This window comes from Pusillimonas sp. ANT_WB101 (genome assembly GCF_008369125.1).
In the GTDB taxonomy this organism is placed as follows: Bacteria; Pseudomonadota; Gammaproteobacteria; order Burkholderiales; family Burkholderiaceae_B; genus Allopusillimonas.
On sequence record NZ_VOAY01000001.1, the window covers coordinates 1274675 to 1295177 of the forward strand.

The window sequence follows — 20503 nt, forward strand, 5'->3', positions numbered from 1 at the left end:
GGCCTACCCTTTATGTGCTTTTAGGGCCTCTTTTAAGACCTGCGTTAGGGCCCGCGTCTTGCGGCTTTTACGTTGCACCCACCCGGCGATGCCATTACCGCAGTCAGCGCTGCCACGGCCTATGCGTGCCGCCTGCTCGGCAACCCAGCTAACAGCCGCTTCCGCCGACACAAACCCGCCTACTCCCGCCCCCGGTGGTAATACATAGCGCGGATACTCCAACATGGCGGCATAAATAAGTTCATCAAGCGTAACCCGTCGGGTACGGTGCGGCAGCGGGAAGTGATCATGCGTAAGGCCCCATCCTGCATAAAAGGGCCCGCCATAGCAATGCACGGAGCGCCCGTGCAACAGCGCCTCAAACCCCGCCAGTGACGTCATGGTATGCACCTCGTCAACGGCGTGTATGCAGTCAATAATATTGAAGTCAGGCACGCATTGGTCAGCCAGTTGCGCCTGCGCTTCTGGATCTACTGCGCCCTTGCGGTTGCCTGCGACGACGTCGGGGTGGGGTTTGTAGATGATGTAGGCGTCTGGGTTATTGCGCCTTACGGTTTCCAGCAACGCCTGGTTGGTGCTTACCATGGGTGAGCCCAGCATGATGGACGCATCGTCTTCTACCTGCCCCGGCACCAGCAGTATTCTGCGCCCCTGCGCATCGATGCGCAGTTCACCCGTGCCCAGGTTGTATTTGCTGACGCGGGTTTTAACGTAATTGGCACGAAATGCCTGTGCACGTTTAAATTGCTCAGGCTTTAACATTTGGCTTTGCAGTATACGCTCCAGGTCGCTGCCAGACGCCGGGTCGTAATACATGCCGTGGGCATCCACTACCAGCGAGATGGGGCTAAACAGATCAGACCCCAGCCCTACAGAACGTATAAACCCATCTTCCATACGCCATACGGGTATGCCTTTGCGATCAGCAAACTCGTGCGCCTGGGCCAGGGCTCTTGCACCCCATACCAGGATGCGTGTTTGAGGCTTAAGGCTTATTTTCTCAAGCGCGTTAATGGAATTAACGTATTTAATCTGACAGGACTGCGTACGCAAAAACGAATTGGTCACCGCACGTTTCCACAGGCTAAAGCCTATGCAGTAGAGCGTGCCTCGGGCCGCTTCATTTATGGATTTGTTTCGTGACAGGTAATCAATGGCATCGAAAATGGTGCCGCGAGCGCCAGACCCCTGATTTATATAGCGTGGGTATAAAAGGTATGCCGCCGCAAATAGTTCTTGAAGGCTGCGTTTTACCTTACGCCGCGCTGCAATGGTATTAAGTTGTGGGCTTCTGTCGTCTGTAAGCCCCCAGCCTACATACCAGGGCAAACCAAAGCATACGACGGGTTTGTTTACCAACAAGGCCTCGAAGCCCAACTGAGAGGACACCACGTAAACCTTGTCGACGTTTTCAAGCAATAACATGGGGGAAACGTCATCGCAAAGCAAGGTGACTCTATCGCCTAATGAAGCCGTGAGCGAAGGCTGATTCAAGTAGCCTTGCTTGCCACCGTCTATGACGTCGGGGTGGGTTTTTATGAAAATATCGGCGTCGGGGTTTTCGTTGACGGCTGCCTCAACCATTTGCTTAAAGGTTTCTGCCGTCGCACCGCCCAGCTTTACCGACACATCGCCATTGGTCTGGTCAACCACCAGTACGCGGGGTCGTTGCGAAGCCTTTATGGCAGCGGGCAGGGTTTCAGGTGCGTGGTTGTATTTTGACAGCCGGTTATCACGAATAAGCTGCATGGCACGTTGAGCGTCAGCGCGCATGGCGTCGTCCAGCTTGATGTCGCGAATAAGCTGTTCAAGGCGGGACGGCTGGGTGGCATCATAGTAAATGCCCACGTCGTCCATAATCAGCGACATAGGCATGGGGAAATGTCTTCCAATGCCTATAGACCTCAAAAACCCGTCTTCCAGCAGGCAATAGCGCGCGCCAGCCTTCTTTGCCTGATCTATGGCGGTGAAACCGCTTTTCTTCCTGCCCCAGCCCAGGTAAATGGCTTTTTCGTCCGCAAAGGATTCGATATCGGCTACAAATGGCTCGTCAAAATAGACCGACAGCCCTTTGTTTTTGCGGATACCCGTAGAGGAAGCAGGCACAACAAAGCGGCTCATGCGCGATCCCAATAACAGAACTTTGAAGTTAACAACGTTTTTCCTCGAACATCTAGTACCCTCGCCGCTTTATGCTTTGTGTCGGCGCTGACAGAAGCAGCGCCAACCGCCTTGATCAACGCCCGGGCCTCGTAAAAGTAGGAGTGATTGTAATTGCCTGAGAAAATCAGCGCTGCACGGGCGTGCCGATGTTTAGGAATTCTAGTGCGCGAGTACGGGTTTTTCGTGATTTGCCAGCAAGGTATTGAGCGCAAGCAGGCGATCCCAGGCGTAGGGTGGTGCAGATTCTGCAAACTGGGCCAACATCGTATGCCAGGCCTCGGCGGCCATTTGCCAATGCCCCGTCAATTGCGCAACTTGTGCCTGCAGCTCTAACTCCTCCGGCGTTATAGCGGCGCGCGTGGTGTCTGCGGTTAACACCGCATATGCGTCGTCGATCAGACCACCCATAAGGTATGCCGCTACCAGCACCCATGGTGCGTCGTCTGACTGTGCCTGGAGCGGCTGGGCGATAACAACCGCGCTCTGCCAGTGGCCGGTCTGCATCTTAAGCGCAGCGAACTCCAGATAAGCCTCAGGTTTCAGGTGTTCACTCGCCGTGTTATCACCCCAAAACGATAGCGCTTTGTCGATGAGGCCTTGCTTTCTTAGCGCCATTGAATAGGCAACAACAGCCCAGGTGGGCATTTCCATGGTGTCTACGGAATACGCGGCCTCGAGCATGGCGGCGAGATCTTCCCACCGTTTTTCGTCGCGGGCAAGCATCGCATGTTCTTTTTGAAGGAGTACGCGTTGCTCGCAGTAAGCCTTGGCGGCATCTAGATGCTGCTTTGCCGATGAAAAGTCCTTCAACGTGCGGTATGCCCTGGCCAGGAGGACGTCGGGAGCCAAGGTGCGTCTTTCATCATCGCTAAACTGGGCAAGGTTGCTGCCTAATTCAGCTGCCACGTTTATCCATTGAGCTGCTGCGGCATCTACCCACGCTTGTGCCATAGCGATTGCTGCCGTGGACAAGCCTGCGTTGTCGCTTAACTGGAGTAATTGAACGGCATTGTCGTGGCGGCCCATTTCTGCCAGACACATAAGCTTTTGGATTAGGGTTGAGCGCTCAGCGACGTGGGTGGCTGAGCAGGCATCCATTGCGTTAAGGGCGTTAAGGGCGGTTTGCCAGTCTTCGTCCCAAATCGCAAGACGCGCCCTCGCCTGCTGTATGGCTATAGCGCCTTGCGCGCTATGCAAGATATTCGGACTGCTGGCGCTATTCACACCATCGAGGGTGGTCAGACTGATTATATGTTCTACGTCGCTATACACTTTCCAGCCCTTGCGGCCTGAGAACGTCGTGCCTAGGTAAGTCAGGGCCAGGTGCGCTGCGTCGAGAATACGGGTGTCAATAAGCTTTGAAGGTGCAGTCTGCGTCGCATCTACAGCAATATTTTCGCTGCCATGCGCGCCTGCACGTACATTAATGTTTCCATTTGGGTTTGCGCTCGCATCTGCCGTTAAACGGCAGCCTATAAAGGCATTGATATTGGACGGTGTGCTGGCCGTTACAGTAGCCTGTACTCTTATCTCAGCGCGGCAATGCCGCGAAATAGCCGCCCCCCACACCTCTAGCGCTGCGTCATAGCGTTCTTGCATTACCAGTACGGTGAACACCTCGGCGGCTATTGCGGGTGGCAATTCGGCGTATCCCTCAGCAAACGCCCACGAAAAGTAACAGCTGGCCTTTTGCCACTGCTGACGCGTCGCGGCTATGCGGGCGGTAGCGAGTAACAATACCCGTTCATTTTCGGTGACGAGGGCGTGAGGGATGTGAGCATCATCGTCAAGAAACGTGCCGTCGGTAAGCGCATTCCCGTCGTTGCAAGTGCTGCCTGCGCGACCATTCTCGTCAACATGTGTACGGACGGCATCTTCGATGTCCTCAGCATACTTGTGCGCGGTCTTCTTGTTCTCGTCGGCCCACATAGAGTTGTTATTTTCAAACTTGTCAGCAGGCGGAGGGTCGGGGTGCCTGACCTCGCCTGCACACCTACAGTCTGTGGCGTTGCCCGTAAAGTCGGCAGCCATAAACGCTTCCGGCAATACGACCACATGTTTGAACTTCTTGAGTATTTCCAGGTGTTTAGCGATTAACGCACAGCTCGCCGCTCTTTTACCCGCATTGCCGCCGCTGGCAACCATGCTGAGAAACGTTGGTGCAATCGAATACACACGTATCGACTTGCTGACAAAAGGCGCGTACACCAATGAGGTAGACGCAATGCCGATCACGCCGCGTGGCCGGGCGGCTGCAATGGCTGGCTCTATAAGAAAGTCAGGTTCGTTAATGTAAATAATGCGATCCTGAAGCACGCGCTGCTCAATCTGGGCACGAAACGCCTCATGAAACTGGGGCGTGTCTTTAGGATGCATTTTTACAAACACCCTGCACGACAGCATCTCGGAAATACGGCTTAGTATGGTGAGTACCGAAGCTGCATGCTCCGCTTCATCAATACGATAGCGCTGGTTTACATACACAAAATCTGCCGAAGAAATTTGGTATTTATGCACCAGCCGCTTGGTGCGCGCATCGGCCGTCATACCGCCCGCATGCAGAAAAAACCGATGAAACCTGTCGCTTTTAAAGACCTTTTTTGCTAGTTCAGGGAAGGCAACGTAAACATCGTCGTAATGAAGATACGGGCTTAATGCGCTACGGTATCGCCGAAACATGGGCAGCGTACGTATACAGCAGACCGACAGCCGCTCAGCCCGGTTCAAACCATCAGAAAACACCGTGGCTGGGCGCAGCTGAGCCTGATCAAGCTTGTAAGTGCCCGTACCCTCTTCCACCAGCGCCAATTTGCACCCCCATGAAGAAGCCCTTGCCGCCAGCAAGGCATAATGCCGTTCAAAGCTCAACAAAAATACGGTTTTTGGTCGAATCGCCAATAAAACTTTCTTATACATGCGATCCATGTACACAAGCTTTTTAAGCACTAATTTGTTGGGCGAATGCGGCAACCACAGCAAGGCGTGGCCCGTAAACAGTGACGTATCAATGTTCTTTATAATAAAAACCGGCATGCGCTTATTGGCGTCAGTATGCAATATCAGAAGATAATTGTTCTGCAGTTGCTCAAACTGAATCAAGGCCTGAACTTGCGCCAGCTGGCCTAAATTGGTCACCACAAACAGATTATCTACGCCATCTACACCCTTAAACTCTTCCTGCCTGAACCACAATGATTCGTTAAGAAACTCTCCGGGCTGATGAAAAAATTTGGTCAGTTTAGGCATTGAGCACCTCTATCGGCGTTACGGGCTCTCTACGGAGGGCGGCCCGACCTCGCCGTAAAAACCAGATGGAGCGGATAAGAGGCCGAGCACGTCGTAGAAACCGCATAGGGAGGATAAGAGGCCGAACATGCCGCAGATACAGCAGGTGGAAATAGGCGATCTGCTCAGCCATTTTGCACCCTGATCAAGGTAACGCGCACCCGACGGATGAGAGGCCGGCCATACCTCAAACACAACAACGGAAAGAAGAGGCACAGACGCAATAAAGGCCGTTTAACCGTAATGGCTCTGGGCTGAGCGGTACCGTTCAGTACACGCTGCAACACCGCCTCGGCGCAAGCATGGGGGTTGGCCACATTGGCACTTTGCCACGTCTTAGTGGGGTAACCGCCCTTGCAAAAATCGATAGCGTCAGCTGGCATCATAAGACCGCTGTTTTTAAAATAGTGGGTGAAATTCTGTCGAGAAGCAAAATCACCCAGTATGTACACGCGCTTACCGGCAAGTATGCCCTCGATGCCTGCCGAGCTTGATATGGTCAGGCAAGAGTCGGCCATAGCCAAAAGCTGCGACACGTCCTGGTCTGTAATCTGCAGATTATTGGGCAGGCGCGGCTTTGAATTGAGTATGTCCGCAAGCGGCAGGCACGCGCCATCGTCGGTCTTACCTGTTTGTGTGGCGTGCCGCTGCTTTATGTAAAACGTTCTGGCAGGAAAACGTGTCGCCAGTGCGATCAACAAATCCACCAGCCGAGCGCGTTGTTCAGCACCGTACGGTACGTCAACTTGTTCAAAGAATACGGTTGCTGGGGGACAAGGGTCGGCGCTGGTCTGTTGCTGCCTACTGTCCGCAACATCCGCGTGTTCGTGCCCACAGACTGGGGCGACCTCTTGTTCGAAATCTCGCTTCCTGGCATCAGCTCGTTCCAGTTCACGTCCCGTAGTATTTTCTAGCTCTGGCTTGCATCCCATAACCCCAACGTGTTCGGGCTCACGTGGCGCGGTGCTCTCTTGTTTCAGCTGACGCTTCATTAAATTTGCGTGTTCGAACTCCTGCCGCGTATCCGCCGCTTGCACATCGCATTGCTCATCGATGTCATCCCACCACGCCGCACCAAACACCACGCCGTTATCGGGCATGCCCAGCGCCTTACACACGCGACGATAGATACGCGCATCAAACTGTGAGTTCAACAGCGTAATGCTGCAACGAACACGCGACACAAAGGCCTCAAGCTGCTCGGGCACGACAATACCGGGGAACAAGGCAACCGTTAGCGCTTTGCCATTGCGGTCTCGCAGCAGGCTGAGTATTTCGTTTATGTCTTTACCACCGCAGCTTAAAACAACGACATCTGCGTCGCTTAGTTCACGCGCGGCCTCTTTAGGACCGCCGAAATCATTCAAACTGATGGCATCAACACGGCACCCTGCTTCGCGTAATTTGCGGGTCAAAAGACGGGTGGCTTTTTCATGGGCGAATGAGCGGTAGACAACTTTAATGCTATGACACTTCATTTTGCTACGCCGCCCCGCTGTGGTTGACGGGCGGTATGGGCGGCAGTGCCATCCGACGCTAACTCGCTGCCTGCGCGCTCTGTAGCGCGGCCACGCTTAGGTTGATTGGCTGTGCTTGCCTTGGGTTGATTGGTTATGTTTTTCTCAGGTTGGGTGGCCGTGCTTTCGACAACGACACGCTTTATGAGAAGAACGCCTAAGCGTTTTGCCGCGTCATTATGTGCAAGCTGATTGGTCTGAGATGCTGTTTCAGACTGCAGTTTTGGTGGGTTCTTGTGGCCCGCCGCATCAGCATGCCGTCCAGGTATAGTCGCCTGGCTCTTCGCAGCCTTGTTCGGCCCTGGATTGTTGTATTGCATTGCCACATCAAAGTTCTGACTCGATTGACTGCATTGGTTCACTGCATTGCCGTCTCGCCCCGGCTTATTCTCTTGACTCGACGCACCATCACTCTGCCCTATGCTGTTACCTTGGCTCGCTGCCTCCGCGCCACGGCCTGGATTGCTGCTTTGGCTCGCACCACTGCTGTCCTGCCTCGCAGTCACACGGCCGAATGCCAACTGACCGCCGTCACCCTCAACTACATCACCCCGCCGCAACTGGCTCCTCTTCTTTATCAACCGCGCTGCAGTCTTGCCGATTAACTTCTCATAATCACCAGCATTAAAATCCCCCGTACCAGGCCGCCGCACCCATAGGTTATCTTCAGAAAACGTGTCACCGGGGGCTATGTCAGCATCGGCCACCACGGATGCGAAGGCGAACTGCATGGTCACTTCTTCTTCTGGTGCATGCCCCTTGTTGCCACCCCGGGCCTTAAAGATGGCCCTGCTGCCGGCAATAAGATCAGACAGCGCCGCAGAGTCCATGGAACACACGATGTCGGGTCCAGGCCTAGCCATAGAATCGGTAAAGTGGCGTTCGAGTATGCTCGCGCCCAACGCCACGGCACCCAGGCAGGCATAGTTATCAACCGTGTGGTCAGACAGACCTATGACGGCATCTGGAAAGGCCGCAGCCAAGGCCGTCATGCCGCCCAAACGCACCAGCTCATGCGGTGTGGGGTAAACATTGGTGCAATGCAGTAGTGCGAACGGTAGCTTTGCGGCACGAAGAATGCCCACGGTTTTTGCGATGCTGCTCAGGTTATTCATGCCTGTAGAAACAATAACCGGCTTACCAAACGAGGCCACCAGCCTAATTAACGGGTAGTTATTGCACTCCCCTGAGCCTATCTTGTACGCAGGTATATCCATACGCTGCAACCGCAACGCCGCGGCGCGTGAAAAAGGCGTGCTGATAAATTGCATGCCCTTGGCATTTACGTAATTCATCAGTACCCACTCATCGTCTTCGCTCAGAGCACAGCGCTGCATGATTTCATAAATAGACACATCGGCATTACCCGGGATAACCTGCTTGGCCTCGTCAGACATTTCATCTTCGACAATATGCGTTTGATGCTTAATGACCTCCGCACCCGCCTGCTGCGCTGCATCCACCATGACGATCGCGGTATCCAGGTTGCCTTCATGATTAATGCCGATCTCGGCAATCACCAGCGGTTCATGCGCCAGGCCCACCTTGCGGTTGCCGATACTAAATTCTGCGTGCATCAATAATTCCTGATCAAGGTATTTGCCAATAGAAGATCTGTTTCTGTGTCGATATCAATCGACGCAGTGGCGCTCATTTCGTAGAGCGTTACCGGCGAGACAAAAAAGGATTTTTTACGGAGAAGATCGGCAACAGTGTTGACGTAGATGGCGCCATTGGGCCTCGACATGGGCGGTAGCAACTGACGTGGTTGCTCCATGTGGGCGAAATCATGCAGCGGGCGTGCGGCGGCCTCTTCTACATAAAAAGTCTTGAACGGATGGTGCTCGCACTCGCACACAGAGATCACGCACCCTTGGCCCGCGTCTTCGAAGGTTTGCACTGCCTTGACGATATCCATGACGCTACGAAGGGGGCTGGTAGGTTGCAGCAAAACGGCAATACCTTGCGTTACCCCCATGTATTCCAGTGCATGGCACACGGCGTCTATGGATTTAGCATCATCGCCAGCAAGTGCTGCCGGCCGCATCACAACCCTGGCCCCTGCTCGTCTGCCTTCTTCGGCGATTTCTTCGCCGTCAGTGGTCAGGACGATGTCGGAAAAGATGCCGGCCTCAGCAGCTGTCTGAATAGCCCTGGCGACCAGCGAAACACCACCCACCGTTCTAAGATTTTTACCGGGCACGCCTTTGGAGTTGCTGCGCGCAGGCACTATTGCAAACCTGCTCATGCAGCCGTTTCCAGGCAAAGGGCTGGCAACGGCTCATCTGAGGTACAAACATCGATATCAACAAATGCCTTCTGAAACGGCGTCTGCCAGAACCCTGTTGAATTCAACGCCAACGCGAATTTCTCAACACTGTTGCCATCCCCAAAGGGCATAGATCGCCTGCAGTTTGTGTACGATTTTGCCTTGTGAATAGCGTCAAGTATCGATTGCTCGTGGTAACCGCAATTAAAAATAGACTCACAAAAATAACGCCTGCTCTGTCGTGTACCTACATTAACGGTAGGCACTCCGTAAAAAGGCGCTTCACGAATGCCTGCGCTGGAATTTCCGATTATGTAGTTGGCGTTTTTTAATAGCGTCAGAAAATGTTCAAACCGTATGGAGGGGAAAACAGAAAAACGTCTGTTTTCTCGGTGCCTATTTATTTCTGCCAATATGGCGCCGGTACCCGCATCATTGTTGGGATAGACAACCACATAACGATCGCCAGTTTTTTCCAATGCCGAGAAGAAGGCTTTGGCATATGCCGGCATGTCGGCCTCTTCGCTTGTCACCGGGTGGAACATGGCAATGGCATAGTTAGCGGAAGGTATTTGATAGTGCGCCAATGCCTGCTGCAAAGACGGCAAGGTGTCAGACCGCATCACGTCAAGGTCTGGCGAACCGATCACATAAATGTTGCTGCCGCACTCCCCAAGCTGCACCAACCGCGCTGCGGCATCGTCATTGGCCACCATATGTATGTGCGCCAGCTTGGTCACGGCATGGCGGATCAAGTCATCCACCGTGCCAGACAGCTCACCACCTTCAATATGGCAAACCAGCGTATTGCTAAGCGCCCCTACCGTCGCACCTGCCAAGGCCTCCAGGCGATCGCCATGAACCACAATAAGATGCGGCGCTATCTCGCCAATAAGCCTAGAAAACAAACAGACGGAGTTACCCATAATTGAGCACATGGGCTCGTTGGCGTGCTGGTTGGCGACGAAGTAAATGTGCGTGAAACCTTCGCGCTTTACCTCAAGATACGTGCTGCCATATAACTTAAGCATATGCATGCCGGTGACGATGACATGCAGTTCGATGTCACTGCGCTGCTCCAGGTAGTGCATCAGGGGCTTGAGCTTGCCGAAGTCTGCCCGGGTGCCGGTGATGAATACGATTTTGCGGATGGGGTTGGCTTTATCCTCTTGCACCAGACGGCGTATTTCGTCGCACCCGGTTGCTGGCATGGTCAGCCTTTGACAGGGAAAGCCGGGCGGGTTTTTCAACTTGCTCATTAAAATCCAAACTTAACTTTTTCTATTGACACAAACTAGAGTGACTGCGCCCCACACAACGGCTGACGCTGCCAGCTCGCAGGCACGCAGACTCGAATTCGCTAGCTCGCTCCAGAGACCCTTAAAGGCCATATGAATCGCATTAGCCAATGCCCCCCCTCATGCAAGACAGCTTGCTGCCGATGCACAAGAAGAAACAGCTGGCTTTTGTAAATTCAAACAGTACGAACGAAAAAAAGGCCGATTAAAGACAAGTACTTACGTTCTCACGAATATGTGCCCGTCTCTTTGACCCCGAACAGGGCGCTGAATTTGTCCACACATGAATGTGCACAGCCCTATCAACCCCAAGGCATCTGCCTGGTGTTTTGATCGGGCTAGTTTGTCTGGAGAATTCTATTCTGGCGTGAAAAAGCCAGAACTTGAAGGAATTGGATCTTTATTGCTCAGTTCTGTAGTTTGAGATGTATTTATTGGACTACGTGAAACTGACAGCCTGCGGTTGCCAACGTAATGGGGTTGAGCACGAATAAACGAGGCCAATCTCGACGGCATGACCTAACTGCCGAAATGCGGTTTATTCGACTAATGTGATATAGTTTTATGCATCACATGAACATTTTGATGCATAAATCCACATCACTATGCGTTATAGCCTCGAACCCATCTCAAATCGCCTGCGTGAAGCACGCATTGCCAAGAACCTGAGCCAGCGCCAACTTAGCAAACTGGCCGGTGTGCCACAGTCACACATCTCCAGAATTTAAAGCAATCAGGTAGACCTGCGGCTTTCCAGTTTGATTGCCATCGCCAACGCTCTCGATCTTGAAGTAATACTTGTACCGCGCAAGGCCATGCCCGCTGTGCAATTGATTGCGCGTCAGGCAGCACATACGTCCTCGCAACAACAGTCGTCCACCGAACCCAGGCCCGCCTACTCACTGGATGAGGACGATTGGTAATGGCAAACGCTTCCACCCTGGGCACTTGGCCGCCAAGGCCGCCTTACCGCGCCAGCTGGTGATAGATACCGCACAGGAAACCGTTGCGCTTTTCATGCAGCGCTGGGCCAGCGAAAAGAACCACCTGCCTATGCATAAAGACGTCAGGACGGCCATAGAAAAGCATCTTGAGACACTCCCGATCGTGACATACCATCCGTCATAGACCGCCGCCGCACGTTTACATCAAGCTCAGTTGGCTCACGCCGAAAAATGAAGTCAATCATAAATCTCAACAATACCGATAACATCAATACTGCCCGGCTCAGTAACCACAAGAGCCCTTATCTTGTGCTCCCTCATGTAAACCTCTGCCTCTGAGATCCGCATGTCTGCAGGGATGGTGTGTGGGTCTCGGGTCATGAAATCAGACACGGTCAATGCTGAAGCATCCCCATGCGCCAGCAAGGTACGACGGATATCGCCGTCAGTAACGATACCGACGAGCCGCCCTTCATCCATCACGATAACCAGGCCCATGCGGCCATAGGTCATGCGCAGCAGGCAATCGTGAAAAGTCGTCGCTAACTGTACCGCTGGAGGATCCTTGCGCATCACATCGCGGGCACGGGTAAGCAGGCGTCTGCCGAGACTACCCCCTGGGTGATAGCGGGCAAAGTCCATGGGCTTGAACCCGCGTGCGTTGATAAGCGCGACGGCCAGCGCATCACCTATGGCCATCGTCACCAAGGTTGACGTTGTAGGAGCCAGATTGTTAGGGCAAATTTCGCGTTCGACTGAAACGTCTATCCAAAGATCAGCGTTCTTAACCAAGGTTGATTCGCTATTGCCCGCAAACGCAACAATGATATTGCCAAACGCTTTCAGGCTGGGGATGAGCTTGACCACCTCCTCCGTTTCACCACTGTAGGAAATCAAGATGATCAGATCACTTGGTGTGATCATGCCAAGGTCGCCGTGAAACGCCTCGCCTGGATGCAGAAAAAAACTTGGGGTGCCTGTGGACGCCAGCGTCGCCACGGTTTTTCGCCCCACCAAGCCAGACTTGCCCATACCGCACACAGCCACCCTACCCTTGCAGGCGAGAATCATTTCAACCAACCGTTCAAAGTCGCCATTGATACGCGCTGCCAGACGTTTAATGGCCTCTGCCTGTGTATTGAGGGCCTGTACTGCGCATGCGATATGGCCCTTCTGAGGGGAAGGAATGCTGCTAGCGTTGGATAAATTCGTCATTCAAATTGCTCTAGGTGCAAAAAAAGCCATCTGCTGATTGGAATGGATGAATCAACACATTGGCGCAATTAATTAGCTAGTGGTCGTGGGCGGCTTCCCATAGAAAAAGCCTCACGAGCAACGCAAGTATATACGCAGAGGACACCAGATCAGCCACAGTCATTTTGTAATTTAATAAAATCTTAATAATCGGCACACTTATACGCATTAAACTTGATTGCAAGATTAAGCATGAATAACTTACTAATGATCAATTATGGCAATGATATTAAATAATTGTTTTTCACAATATTTTTTTGTAACTGGACGTACTCTTCTCAAGATAAAATCTTCGTTCAATTACGAATTGTTTAAATATTTGTTCTGATGTATTTCTTACTTCGTCTAGACTTCCGACACCATATTCCCCCAGATACAGTATTGAACTATGAAATGTTTGATTAGCGCTAAGTCATTGTGAAAAACTACCGTTAGCTCACCCTAATTTGTTTCAAAATCGCAACCAAAACGGCTGGATTAATCAGATGAGCAAAACCTTAACAGTCATAATTCCTTTACGGGCTACGTCATCTCGACCGGATGTAGTTGAAAGGCTACATTATCAGGTGGAGAATGCTGAAAACAGCAACCACGTAGACTTTCTTGTCGTCGACGATGGCTCAGCAGCGCCCTTTGACGAGCAAATCAAAGAAACATGTCAACGCAATGGTATGCGTCTTATACGCCTGGAAACAGCAGATAAGCTGTTTAGCTTCGGGCGATGCCGAAATATTGGTGTGTCTCAGTCAACCACGCCTTTTGTTATGTTCCTTGACGTTGACCTCGTACCTTATGATGATTTCTATAAAGATCTTATAACCGAAATCGAGGTTCGCGAGCTGCACAATGATGTCTCTGACTTCATCATGGTAGGCGTCATCTATCTAACCAAACAAGGCACTCAACAGTATTTTAATACGGCGCCAAAACTGAGAAAACAAAAGTTCACCCATGCACTGCTTGAAGATAATCACGAGATTATCGAAAAATTCTCCACCGGAACTTCTGTCACCGTATATAGCCGCCCTTGGTATATGGCCCATGGCGGTGTAGATGAAAGCTTTGAGGGCTGGGGGTATGAAGACCTCGAGTTTAATTGCAGGATGATACGTCTTAGCAAAAAATTCCCCTTACCCTCGGAGTTTTCCAAAGATTATCGAAATTTTAAGAACATTGTCGAATACAAAGGCTGGAAGAGTATTTATCGCTTGTTTGGTGATTTAACTTTCTACAAGGGCATTGTTTTGTTTCATGCCTGGCACCCGGTGGAAACTAATGGCGACTACATGAAGCGTAAAAGCGCTAATGAAAAGCTGTTCAATGAAAACTTACTCAAATTCGCCAAAGACAGTCATGAACCCTGGGCCTTGCCAATGCCAGAAGCCGGGTCATCCATCTTCTTCAATAAAAACCCCTTTGTATACAACAGACTGACGGCGCCCTACTTCGGCCGCATACAGCTATTTGACGCGAAAAGAGAAACACCAGAATCAATCGTAAACCTGATCCAGCATGGTAAAGCGGATCGTGTCGTGTTTTTTAACCCCTATGCAGACGAGCATGTAAAGTCTATCTATAAGGCTGTCAAAGCCGCCCGCCTACCTTTTTTTGTGTGCGAGCGCGGGGCGTTACGTGACTCAGTTTTCATTGACCCCAACGGCTTTAATGCAGAAAGCGAAAGCTACCATGCAGCGTATTGGGACAAGCCCCTGAGCGATAAAAAACGCCTGAAGGTTATGGACTACATCAATGAAGAAAAAGCCCTTGATGCGTCACTTGAAAAACAACCAGAGCGTCTCGGTGAACTTATTACCCGCAAGCAACTCGGGCTTGAAGGCAAAAAAGTACTGTTTGTACCGTTTCAACGCCCAAGTGATACCGTAATCCAGTACTTTTGCGGTGAGATTGAAACGTTCGATAACTTCGTTAATTTGGTAAAAACCTTAGCAGACGCACTCCCGTCCAACTGGGCAATCGTCGCAAAACGGCACCCTCTTGAAGACGACTTACCCGATATGCCCGGCGTTAAATGGGCAAACAGTAACAACGTTAAAGACCTGCTTGCCGTAGCCGATGCCACGCTGGTAATTAATTCAGGCGTAGGCCTGCTTTCGCTCATATACGGCAAACTCACCATCGCAGCCGGCCAAGCCTTTTATGCACAACCCGGGCTAGCAGAACAGGCCTCCACTGTCGACAAGATCCATCAGTTACTCGATAGCGGAGCGCGACCAGACCCAGAACGCGTTCTTCGGTTTACCTCATACCTTATCGACGATTTTTACAGTTTCGGCACGTTCAAAACACGCGAGGTAGCCTGGAAAGAAACCGGGCAACGCATGACGGCCACTACCGACATCGACTTTTATCAGATTCGCGTGCCAGGCATAGGGGGTTACAACCGCCGTCGCAACAAAGACATAGCCATCCGCCGCGAATCAATACTGTTTGACCGTTACCGAGTAGCAATGAGCATGGAGGCTTATCAGCAAAGACAAGCGGCCATCAACGCAGCAGATTCTGTGCAGCCCAAGAACGCAATCATGCTTTCTCAAACGACCGGCCACAACTCTGCTAGCCCCCTATCCAACGATGGTTCTGCGCGCCTAGGCACATTTAGCGAAACGCAGCTTGTCACCAACGCGTCCTACTCAGTCAATCACCACAGTGGGAATAGGTCCTGGAAAAAGATAAAAAAGCTTATCAGAACCCCACGCCGTTATTTCGAAGAGTCAAGGTCGCCAATTGTGCTTGGCATGTACCGAGTATTTAAAAGGTAGAACATCATGCGTCTTCTTTTCTATCGCCCCGCTCAAACTCTGTACACCTCGTCCGTTTCAACAGCCTTTCAGCAAGGTGTGCCCCTGTCTTCCGGCACCACCATCGGCAATCACGTGGACGGCTACAAACTAACGGGCAACAAAGGCAACATGATCCATAGAATGGCCATGTTGCAACTGCTTGACTTTGACAGACCCAACTCAGCTCAAATGGATTTAGCTGCCTTGAGAAAGAGCGGAAAATCTATTGATTACATCAAAGACTTCGTGCGAGAACACTTTGACGCCGTAGTCCTGACCTTTTCGAACATCATCCGAAAAGGCGACAGCGACGGGTTTTTAACCGATATCATCAAAGCCATAGACATACCCATTGTCACTGTAGGAGTCGGCCTTCAAGACACCTTGAGCGACGGCATACAGGCCCTAGACCCAACCACCGTCGCACTTTTGCAAGTGCTGAACGATCGCAGCGTTTTATTCGGCGTGCGCGGCCACCGTACACAAGAATGGTGCCATGAGGCGGGGTTTGAAAAAGCCAAGGCTATCGGTTGCCCAAGCATGTTCGCCTATCCGCAGAACATCCGAAGCCTGAAACCTACGCACTATAGACGCTCAATGCGCGTAATGACAGCAGGCCACTTGCACCCAAGACTGCTAGATGCACAAAAAGCCCGGATCATGACATTAATGGCCAAGTTGCCTAAAAAACATGTGAGCTATGTATTTCAAAGCGAGCTCTCCGCGTACACAGATATTTTAGGCATCGAAGGCCTATACAACGAAGCAAGCTCAGAGATAGACGCCGGCTTTATGAACGGCTATCTGCAGAACCATTTCGGCATCAACAGAAGCTTTGATCATTATTATTGCTTTAATGATGCAGGGTCTTGGCGGCAGGCTGCCTCGTTTCACGACTTATATGTGGGAGATCGCATTCACGGCGGCGTAGCGGCCATGCAGGCGGGTACGCCTGCAATTGTTCTATATGAAGATATCCGCGTGGCTGAGCTGACTGCTTTTCATGGGATACCTAATGCTAAGGTATCCGACCTTAAAAAACATAGCTTTGCTGACCTCGTGGACATGCATCTGAGCAGTGAAGCTATGGCGAGGTTTAAAAAGAGATATGAGATTACGCTTGGTAATTTTTGTCAGCAGATTGGGGCGGCTGGTTTGGAGCTGATTATTTCACCGAATATAGCCGCACTGGCTGATCGTCTAATTGGATCGGAGCGTGCGCCGGTCGCTACGGTATAAGCGATAGCATACTAGGTCAACTTGGATTGCCGATCAGCCTGCCGTGTTCAGCGACCATTAACTTGACCGACCAAGATAGTTGACGCGCGACACTGCCACTACAGGCAACAATTGCCTATAGTCCGGCTGCTACCGACTGAAGTAGGTATCGTGCAAGTAATGCGCTCAGTTGCAGAGGCTGACGTTTTTTGCTAAATACCAGAGAAGAAAATGCCGATTATTCGGCCGCTTCAGCTCTCCCTACAAATTTTCCGTCTGCAACTTCAAACTGGGCCAGTGTTGCCACACCTGAATCGACATCAAGTGCATTATCCAATACTCGTAATTTCACAAGCATCTTAGCTGGGGTAATCTCAACCACGCCATAACCTCTTTTTACAGGATTGTCGAGCAGGCAATGAGGGTTAGTTGCCATCAGGCGATTTGCCTGAGCTTGCGTACGCGAACTTGTAGAGGAAATACTAGTGCCGCAAAACTCACTGGCTAATAATGGCGATTTAACATCGTAAGGATCATGGTGTACGCGGGCCACCCAGTTCTGGTGAATATCGCCTCCCACAATAACGGGATTACGCAGCCGACTGCGCTGCATAGAGTCTAATAGCCGCTGACGCGCCTGTGGATATCCATCCCAGTTGTCAATCGACATTTTTCTGCCTGGGCCATAGCGATAGTTGGCTGGAGTAAACCGCGTCTGCTGGACAATAACATTCCACCTTACGCCCTGTTTTACTGAACGCAGAAAACTTTGGCCTAGCCACGCTTCTTGCTTCTCTCCCAGTATACTGCGTGACGCTTCTGGTGCCATGCAAACCGCTGCTACACCTGGTTTTGGATCGTTTGGACACAACGGCGCGTCACGGTACTGACGATCATCGAGTACATGGAAGGCGGCTAATGTTCCAAAGTCCACTCTATCGTATATCCGCAACTCTGCCCCATCCTTCAAGCCTCGAAGGCCCGCCCGTAGCGTACTGGTACGCAATGGCATATGCTCATAATAAGCTTGATAGGCTGCCGCACGACGTTTGTTGAATGCCTTGGTCTCATACATGGAAAATGACCCAGCGTAATTGTTTTGTACCTCGTGATCATCCCACGTGACCAACCAAGGGCAATGAGCATGTATCCTCTGTAAATCAGGATCACTTTTGTACAAGGCATAGCGTGCACGATAATCGGCCAAATTTCGCACACTACGCAACGAGTGCGTTCGAACTGCATCAGGTTTTTTACTGGGCGGCCCTTCGTAAATGTAGTCGCCCACAAAGACTATCAAATCCAATCGTTCACCCAGCATATGCCGATAAGCGGCGTAAAACCCAGACTCCCAGCCTTGGCATGAAGCATAAGCAAAACGCAAGCGCGTTGGCGTAGCGGTTCTGCTAGGAAGGGTGCGGGTACGTCCCTGATCGCTTTCATACCCAGCAACCTGAAATTGATAGCCATACCATCGATCAGCGGCAAGACCATCAACTTCTACATGAACAGAATGTGCAAGCTCAGCCAGAGCTGCATATTCACCATGGGCAAGTATTTGATTCGGTTTATCTAGGTCGAATACTTGCCATAAAACTCGCACTGCGGGAACAGCATTCAGTTCAGGTGCCGACAAGCGTGTCCATAAAACAAAACCATCAGCTGTTGGAGAGCCGCTAGCTACACCTAACTGGAACGGCGTTGCGGCGAACTTGATTGGTACTACCAACGCAAGTGCCGTGGTCGGAGCTGCAACCGCCAACGTCAGCAATTTTAATAGAGTACGACGTTGCTGGTTCATCTCATTGTGCCCCTTGGCAAGAGTAAAGGCCCTTTATCGATAAATGTATCATCACAAGGTGAGGATACAAGCTGTATCTCGGGCACTAACCTGGACAAAGCAGCTTATCTACAGATACTTCAAGGTCGTCGACATTCAGATTTGCCACCAGAAATCCAGATTTTCTGCCAATAACTTATTAACCGGCGCCGTTGTGCTCGTGAACTGGACTGCATACCCTAGCTGCCCAGACCGCCTCTAAATACAAGCCCATCATAGCGCCAAAAGCTCGCCTCATCTAAGGCACGCATCGAATCCTCAACCACATCAATCGGCATCGATCCCTTGATCAGTTCACCAACCCGTCCACAAAACAATGTAGGTATCGGTTTTCGTGCCATCGCCTAATCTGTAATCGTACGCTTTCTCTTGTTTGGCATCTAATGTAATTTACTGCGCCTGCTTTGCCTTTACCCGTGAAGCGCCAAATAGGCTCACTATACTTATTGATTATACTGAGACTATGAAACCGAACCGGGGCTTGAGTCTTATGGAGTTTATCTCAGGCCGGTTAACCTTGAGCACTAAGGACACACGGCTCATTTGCGCCATGCGGTTCCGCTACTCACTGCACAGCCCCAGCCATTATTGTCCCAAAGCCCTCAGCAGAATCAAATATATGACTTTTCCCTTGTGCTGACAAAATGGCATCGGCTAATTCACGTAGTGCGCCGTGTCCGCCTTTCAAACTTAGCACGGCACTTGCCTTGGCCTTTACATAGTATGGCGCATCCGCCACAGTAAACGACAAGCCGCAAGCAGCGAAGGCTGGTAGATCAATGCTGTCGTCACCCACGAAAACAGTCGTCTCTGCAATGACTCCCACTTCGGCCATCAATTCGTGGCAAGCGGAAAACTTGTCTTTCACACCAAGCTTGTACACCGACACACCAAGATCGGCTAGACGTTTACGCAACGTGGGTGAATCCCTGCCTGAAAGAACTGCGACACGTACACCACCTTCTTCAAGTAGCCGGATGCCCAGGCCGTCGCGTACATGAAAGCGTTTAAGACATTCCCCTGTTTCGTCGTAGTAGATTCCGCCATCAGTTAGCACACCATCAACGTCAGTAATCACGAGTCTGACGCCATTCAACGACGGCCACCCAGCGGTCCCGCGCAGGGCTGCGCTGCTACTGGAGTTGTTGGTGTCGCTCACCTTAGTGGCGGGTACGCCTCCCCCCAAAATCCCCCTTACGCGCTCAAGACACGCGGGCGTATCAACTCCAGGCCCCGCCTCGTCAACTTCAAATGCGCGTATGCGAATGCCTGCAGACAAAAGCCGCAATTGCTCAAGTTTTTCAGCATGCTCCATCATGGGCTGACTATATTGTCCATAAGCTGCAAGTACTTCGCGACGATAGGCGTATATACCCACGTGCTTTAAGTACGGCACCTCATCCCCATCGCGAGAGAACGGCACCTTGGCCCGGCTGAAGTACAGCGCGTCGCCGTTCTCTGCCTGCACCAGCTTGACGTTGTTTGGATTATCCGCATCGGAAGCACTAATTCGATGACAAAGCGTACCCACCTGTATGGTAGACGAGGCCGCCATGTTGCTAACAAGCAGCGCAATATCCTTGGGACGTACTAATGGCTCATCACCCTGGAGATTAACGTAAATGTCAGCCTCTACTTGCTCCATAACCTCCGCAAGGCGATCTGTACCCGACGGGTGATCCGGAGACGTCATGACGCAGGATCCGCCAAATGCGTGTACTGCCGCACGCACTCGCTCATCGTCGGTCGCGACAACAACTTGTGTCACGCCAGGCACCTGCATCGCTCTTTCGTACACATGCTGCACCATAGGCTTGCCCAAGATGTCGGCCAACGGCTTACCCGGTAGTCGGGTAGATCCATATCGTGCAGGAATAACAATAGCAACGGTAGGAGATACTACATTCAACATAA

At 51.6% G+C, this 20503-nt stretch carries 13 protein-coding genes; 4 read left to right on the forward strand and 9 right to left on the reverse strand.

The features are described 5' to 3' along the window. Positions 1-3: 3 nt before the first annotated feature. The 6 genes from FQ179_RS05865 to neuC form a co-directional block, all read right to left on the reverse strand. Positions 4-2121, reverse strand: coding sequence for a capsular polysaccharide biosynthesis protein (locus tag FQ179_RS05865; RefSeq protein ID WP_149396295.1), 2118 nt, complete (start codon positions 2119-2121; stop codon positions 4-6). A 201-nt stretch (positions 2122-2322) separates the two neighbouring features. Next, positions 2323-5409, reverse strand: a complete 3087-nt coding sequence (locus FQ179_RS05870) for an alpha-2,8-polysialyltransferase family protein (RefSeq protein WP_149396296.1) — start codon at positions 5407-5409, stop codon at positions 2323-2325. 164 nt (positions 5410-5573) lie between these two features. Next, positions 5574-6926, reverse strand: a complete 1353-nt coding sequence (locus FQ179_RS05875) for a DUF6716 putative glycosyltransferase (protein WP_149396297.1) — start codon at positions 6924-6926, stop codon at positions 5574-5576. Beyond that, on the reverse strand, positions 6923-8542 hold the full coding sequence (locus FQ179_RS22845; protein ID WP_149396298.1) for an N-acetylneuraminate synthase family protein: 1620 nt from the start codon (positions 8540-8542) through the stop codon (positions 6923-6925). Before FQ179_RS22845 ends, FQ179_RS05875 begins: the two co-directional genes overlap by 4 nt. After that, entirely contained in the window at positions 8542-9213 is a 672-nt protein-coding gene (locus tag FQ179_RS05885) for a cytidylyltransferase domain-containing protein (protein WP_149396299.1), read from the reverse strand. The genes FQ179_RS22845 and FQ179_RS05885 overlap by 1 nt, the downstream gene beginning before the upstream one ends. Beyond that, on the reverse strand, positions 9210-10493 hold the full coding sequence (gene neuC / locus FQ179_RS05890) for a UDP-N-acetylglucosamine 2-epimerase (protein WP_223146197.1): 1284 nt from the start codon (positions 10491-10493) through the stop codon (positions 9210-9212). The genes FQ179_RS05885 and neuC overlap by 4 nt, the downstream gene beginning before the upstream one ends. A gap of 644 nt (positions 10494-11137) precedes the next feature. Here neuC and FQ179_RS22885 point away from each other — a divergent pair. Together FQ179_RS22885 and FQ179_RS22435 are read left to right on the forward strand one after the other, a co-directional pair. Beyond that, complete coding sequence (locus tag FQ179_RS22885) at positions 11138-11260, forward strand: helix-turn-helix transcriptional regulator (protein ID WP_223146198.1); 123 nt, start codon at positions 11138-11140, stop codon at positions 11258-11260. Positions 11261-11290: 30 nt separating this feature from the next. Then, complete coding sequence (locus FQ179_RS22435; protein ID WP_223146199.1) at positions 11291-11455, forward strand: hypothetical protein; 165 nt, start codon at positions 11291-11293, stop codon at positions 11453-11455. 258 nt (positions 11456-11713) lie between these two features. Here FQ179_RS22435 and FQ179_RS05900 read toward each other — a convergent pair whose 3' ends face one another. Continuing rightward, positions 11714-12691, reverse strand: coding sequence for an SIS domain-containing protein (locus tag FQ179_RS05900; protein ID WP_149396300.1), 978 nt, complete (start codon positions 12689-12691; stop codon positions 11714-11716). A 485-nt stretch (positions 12692-13176) separates the two neighbouring features. On the opposite strand from FQ179_RS05900, the gene FQ179_RS05905 reads away from it, so the two are divergent. Together FQ179_RS05905 and FQ179_RS05910 are read left to right on the forward strand one after the other, a co-directional pair. Then, a complete protein-coding gene (locus tag FQ179_RS05905; RefSeq protein WP_149396301.1) occupies positions 13177-15510 on the forward strand; it encodes a glycosyltransferase in 2334 nt (777 codons plus the stop codon). A gap of 6 nt (positions 15511-15516) precedes the next feature. Beyond that, complete coding sequence (locus tag FQ179_RS05910; protein ID WP_149396302.1) at positions 15517-16770, forward strand: polysaccharide pyruvyl transferase family protein; 1254 nt, start codon at positions 15517-15519, stop codon at positions 16768-16770. Positions 16771-16987: 217 nt separating this feature from the next. On the opposite strand, the gene FQ179_RS05915 is transcribed toward FQ179_RS05910, so the two are convergent. Continuing rightward, on the reverse strand, positions 16988-18550 hold the full coding sequence (locus FQ179_RS05915; protein ID WP_149396303.1) for an alkaline phosphatase: 1563 nt from the start codon (positions 18548-18550) through the stop codon (positions 16988-16990). Positions 18551-19154: 604 nt separating this feature from the next. Further along, the gene (kdsB, locus tag FQ179_RS05920) at positions 19155-20501 is read right to left on the reverse strand and encodes a 3-deoxy-manno-octulosonate cytidylyltransferase (RefSeq protein WP_149396304.1); all 1347 of its coding nucleotides are present in this window, start codon (positions 20499-20501) and stop codon (positions 19155-19157) included. Between the last annotated feature and the right edge of the window lie 2 nt (positions 20502-20503).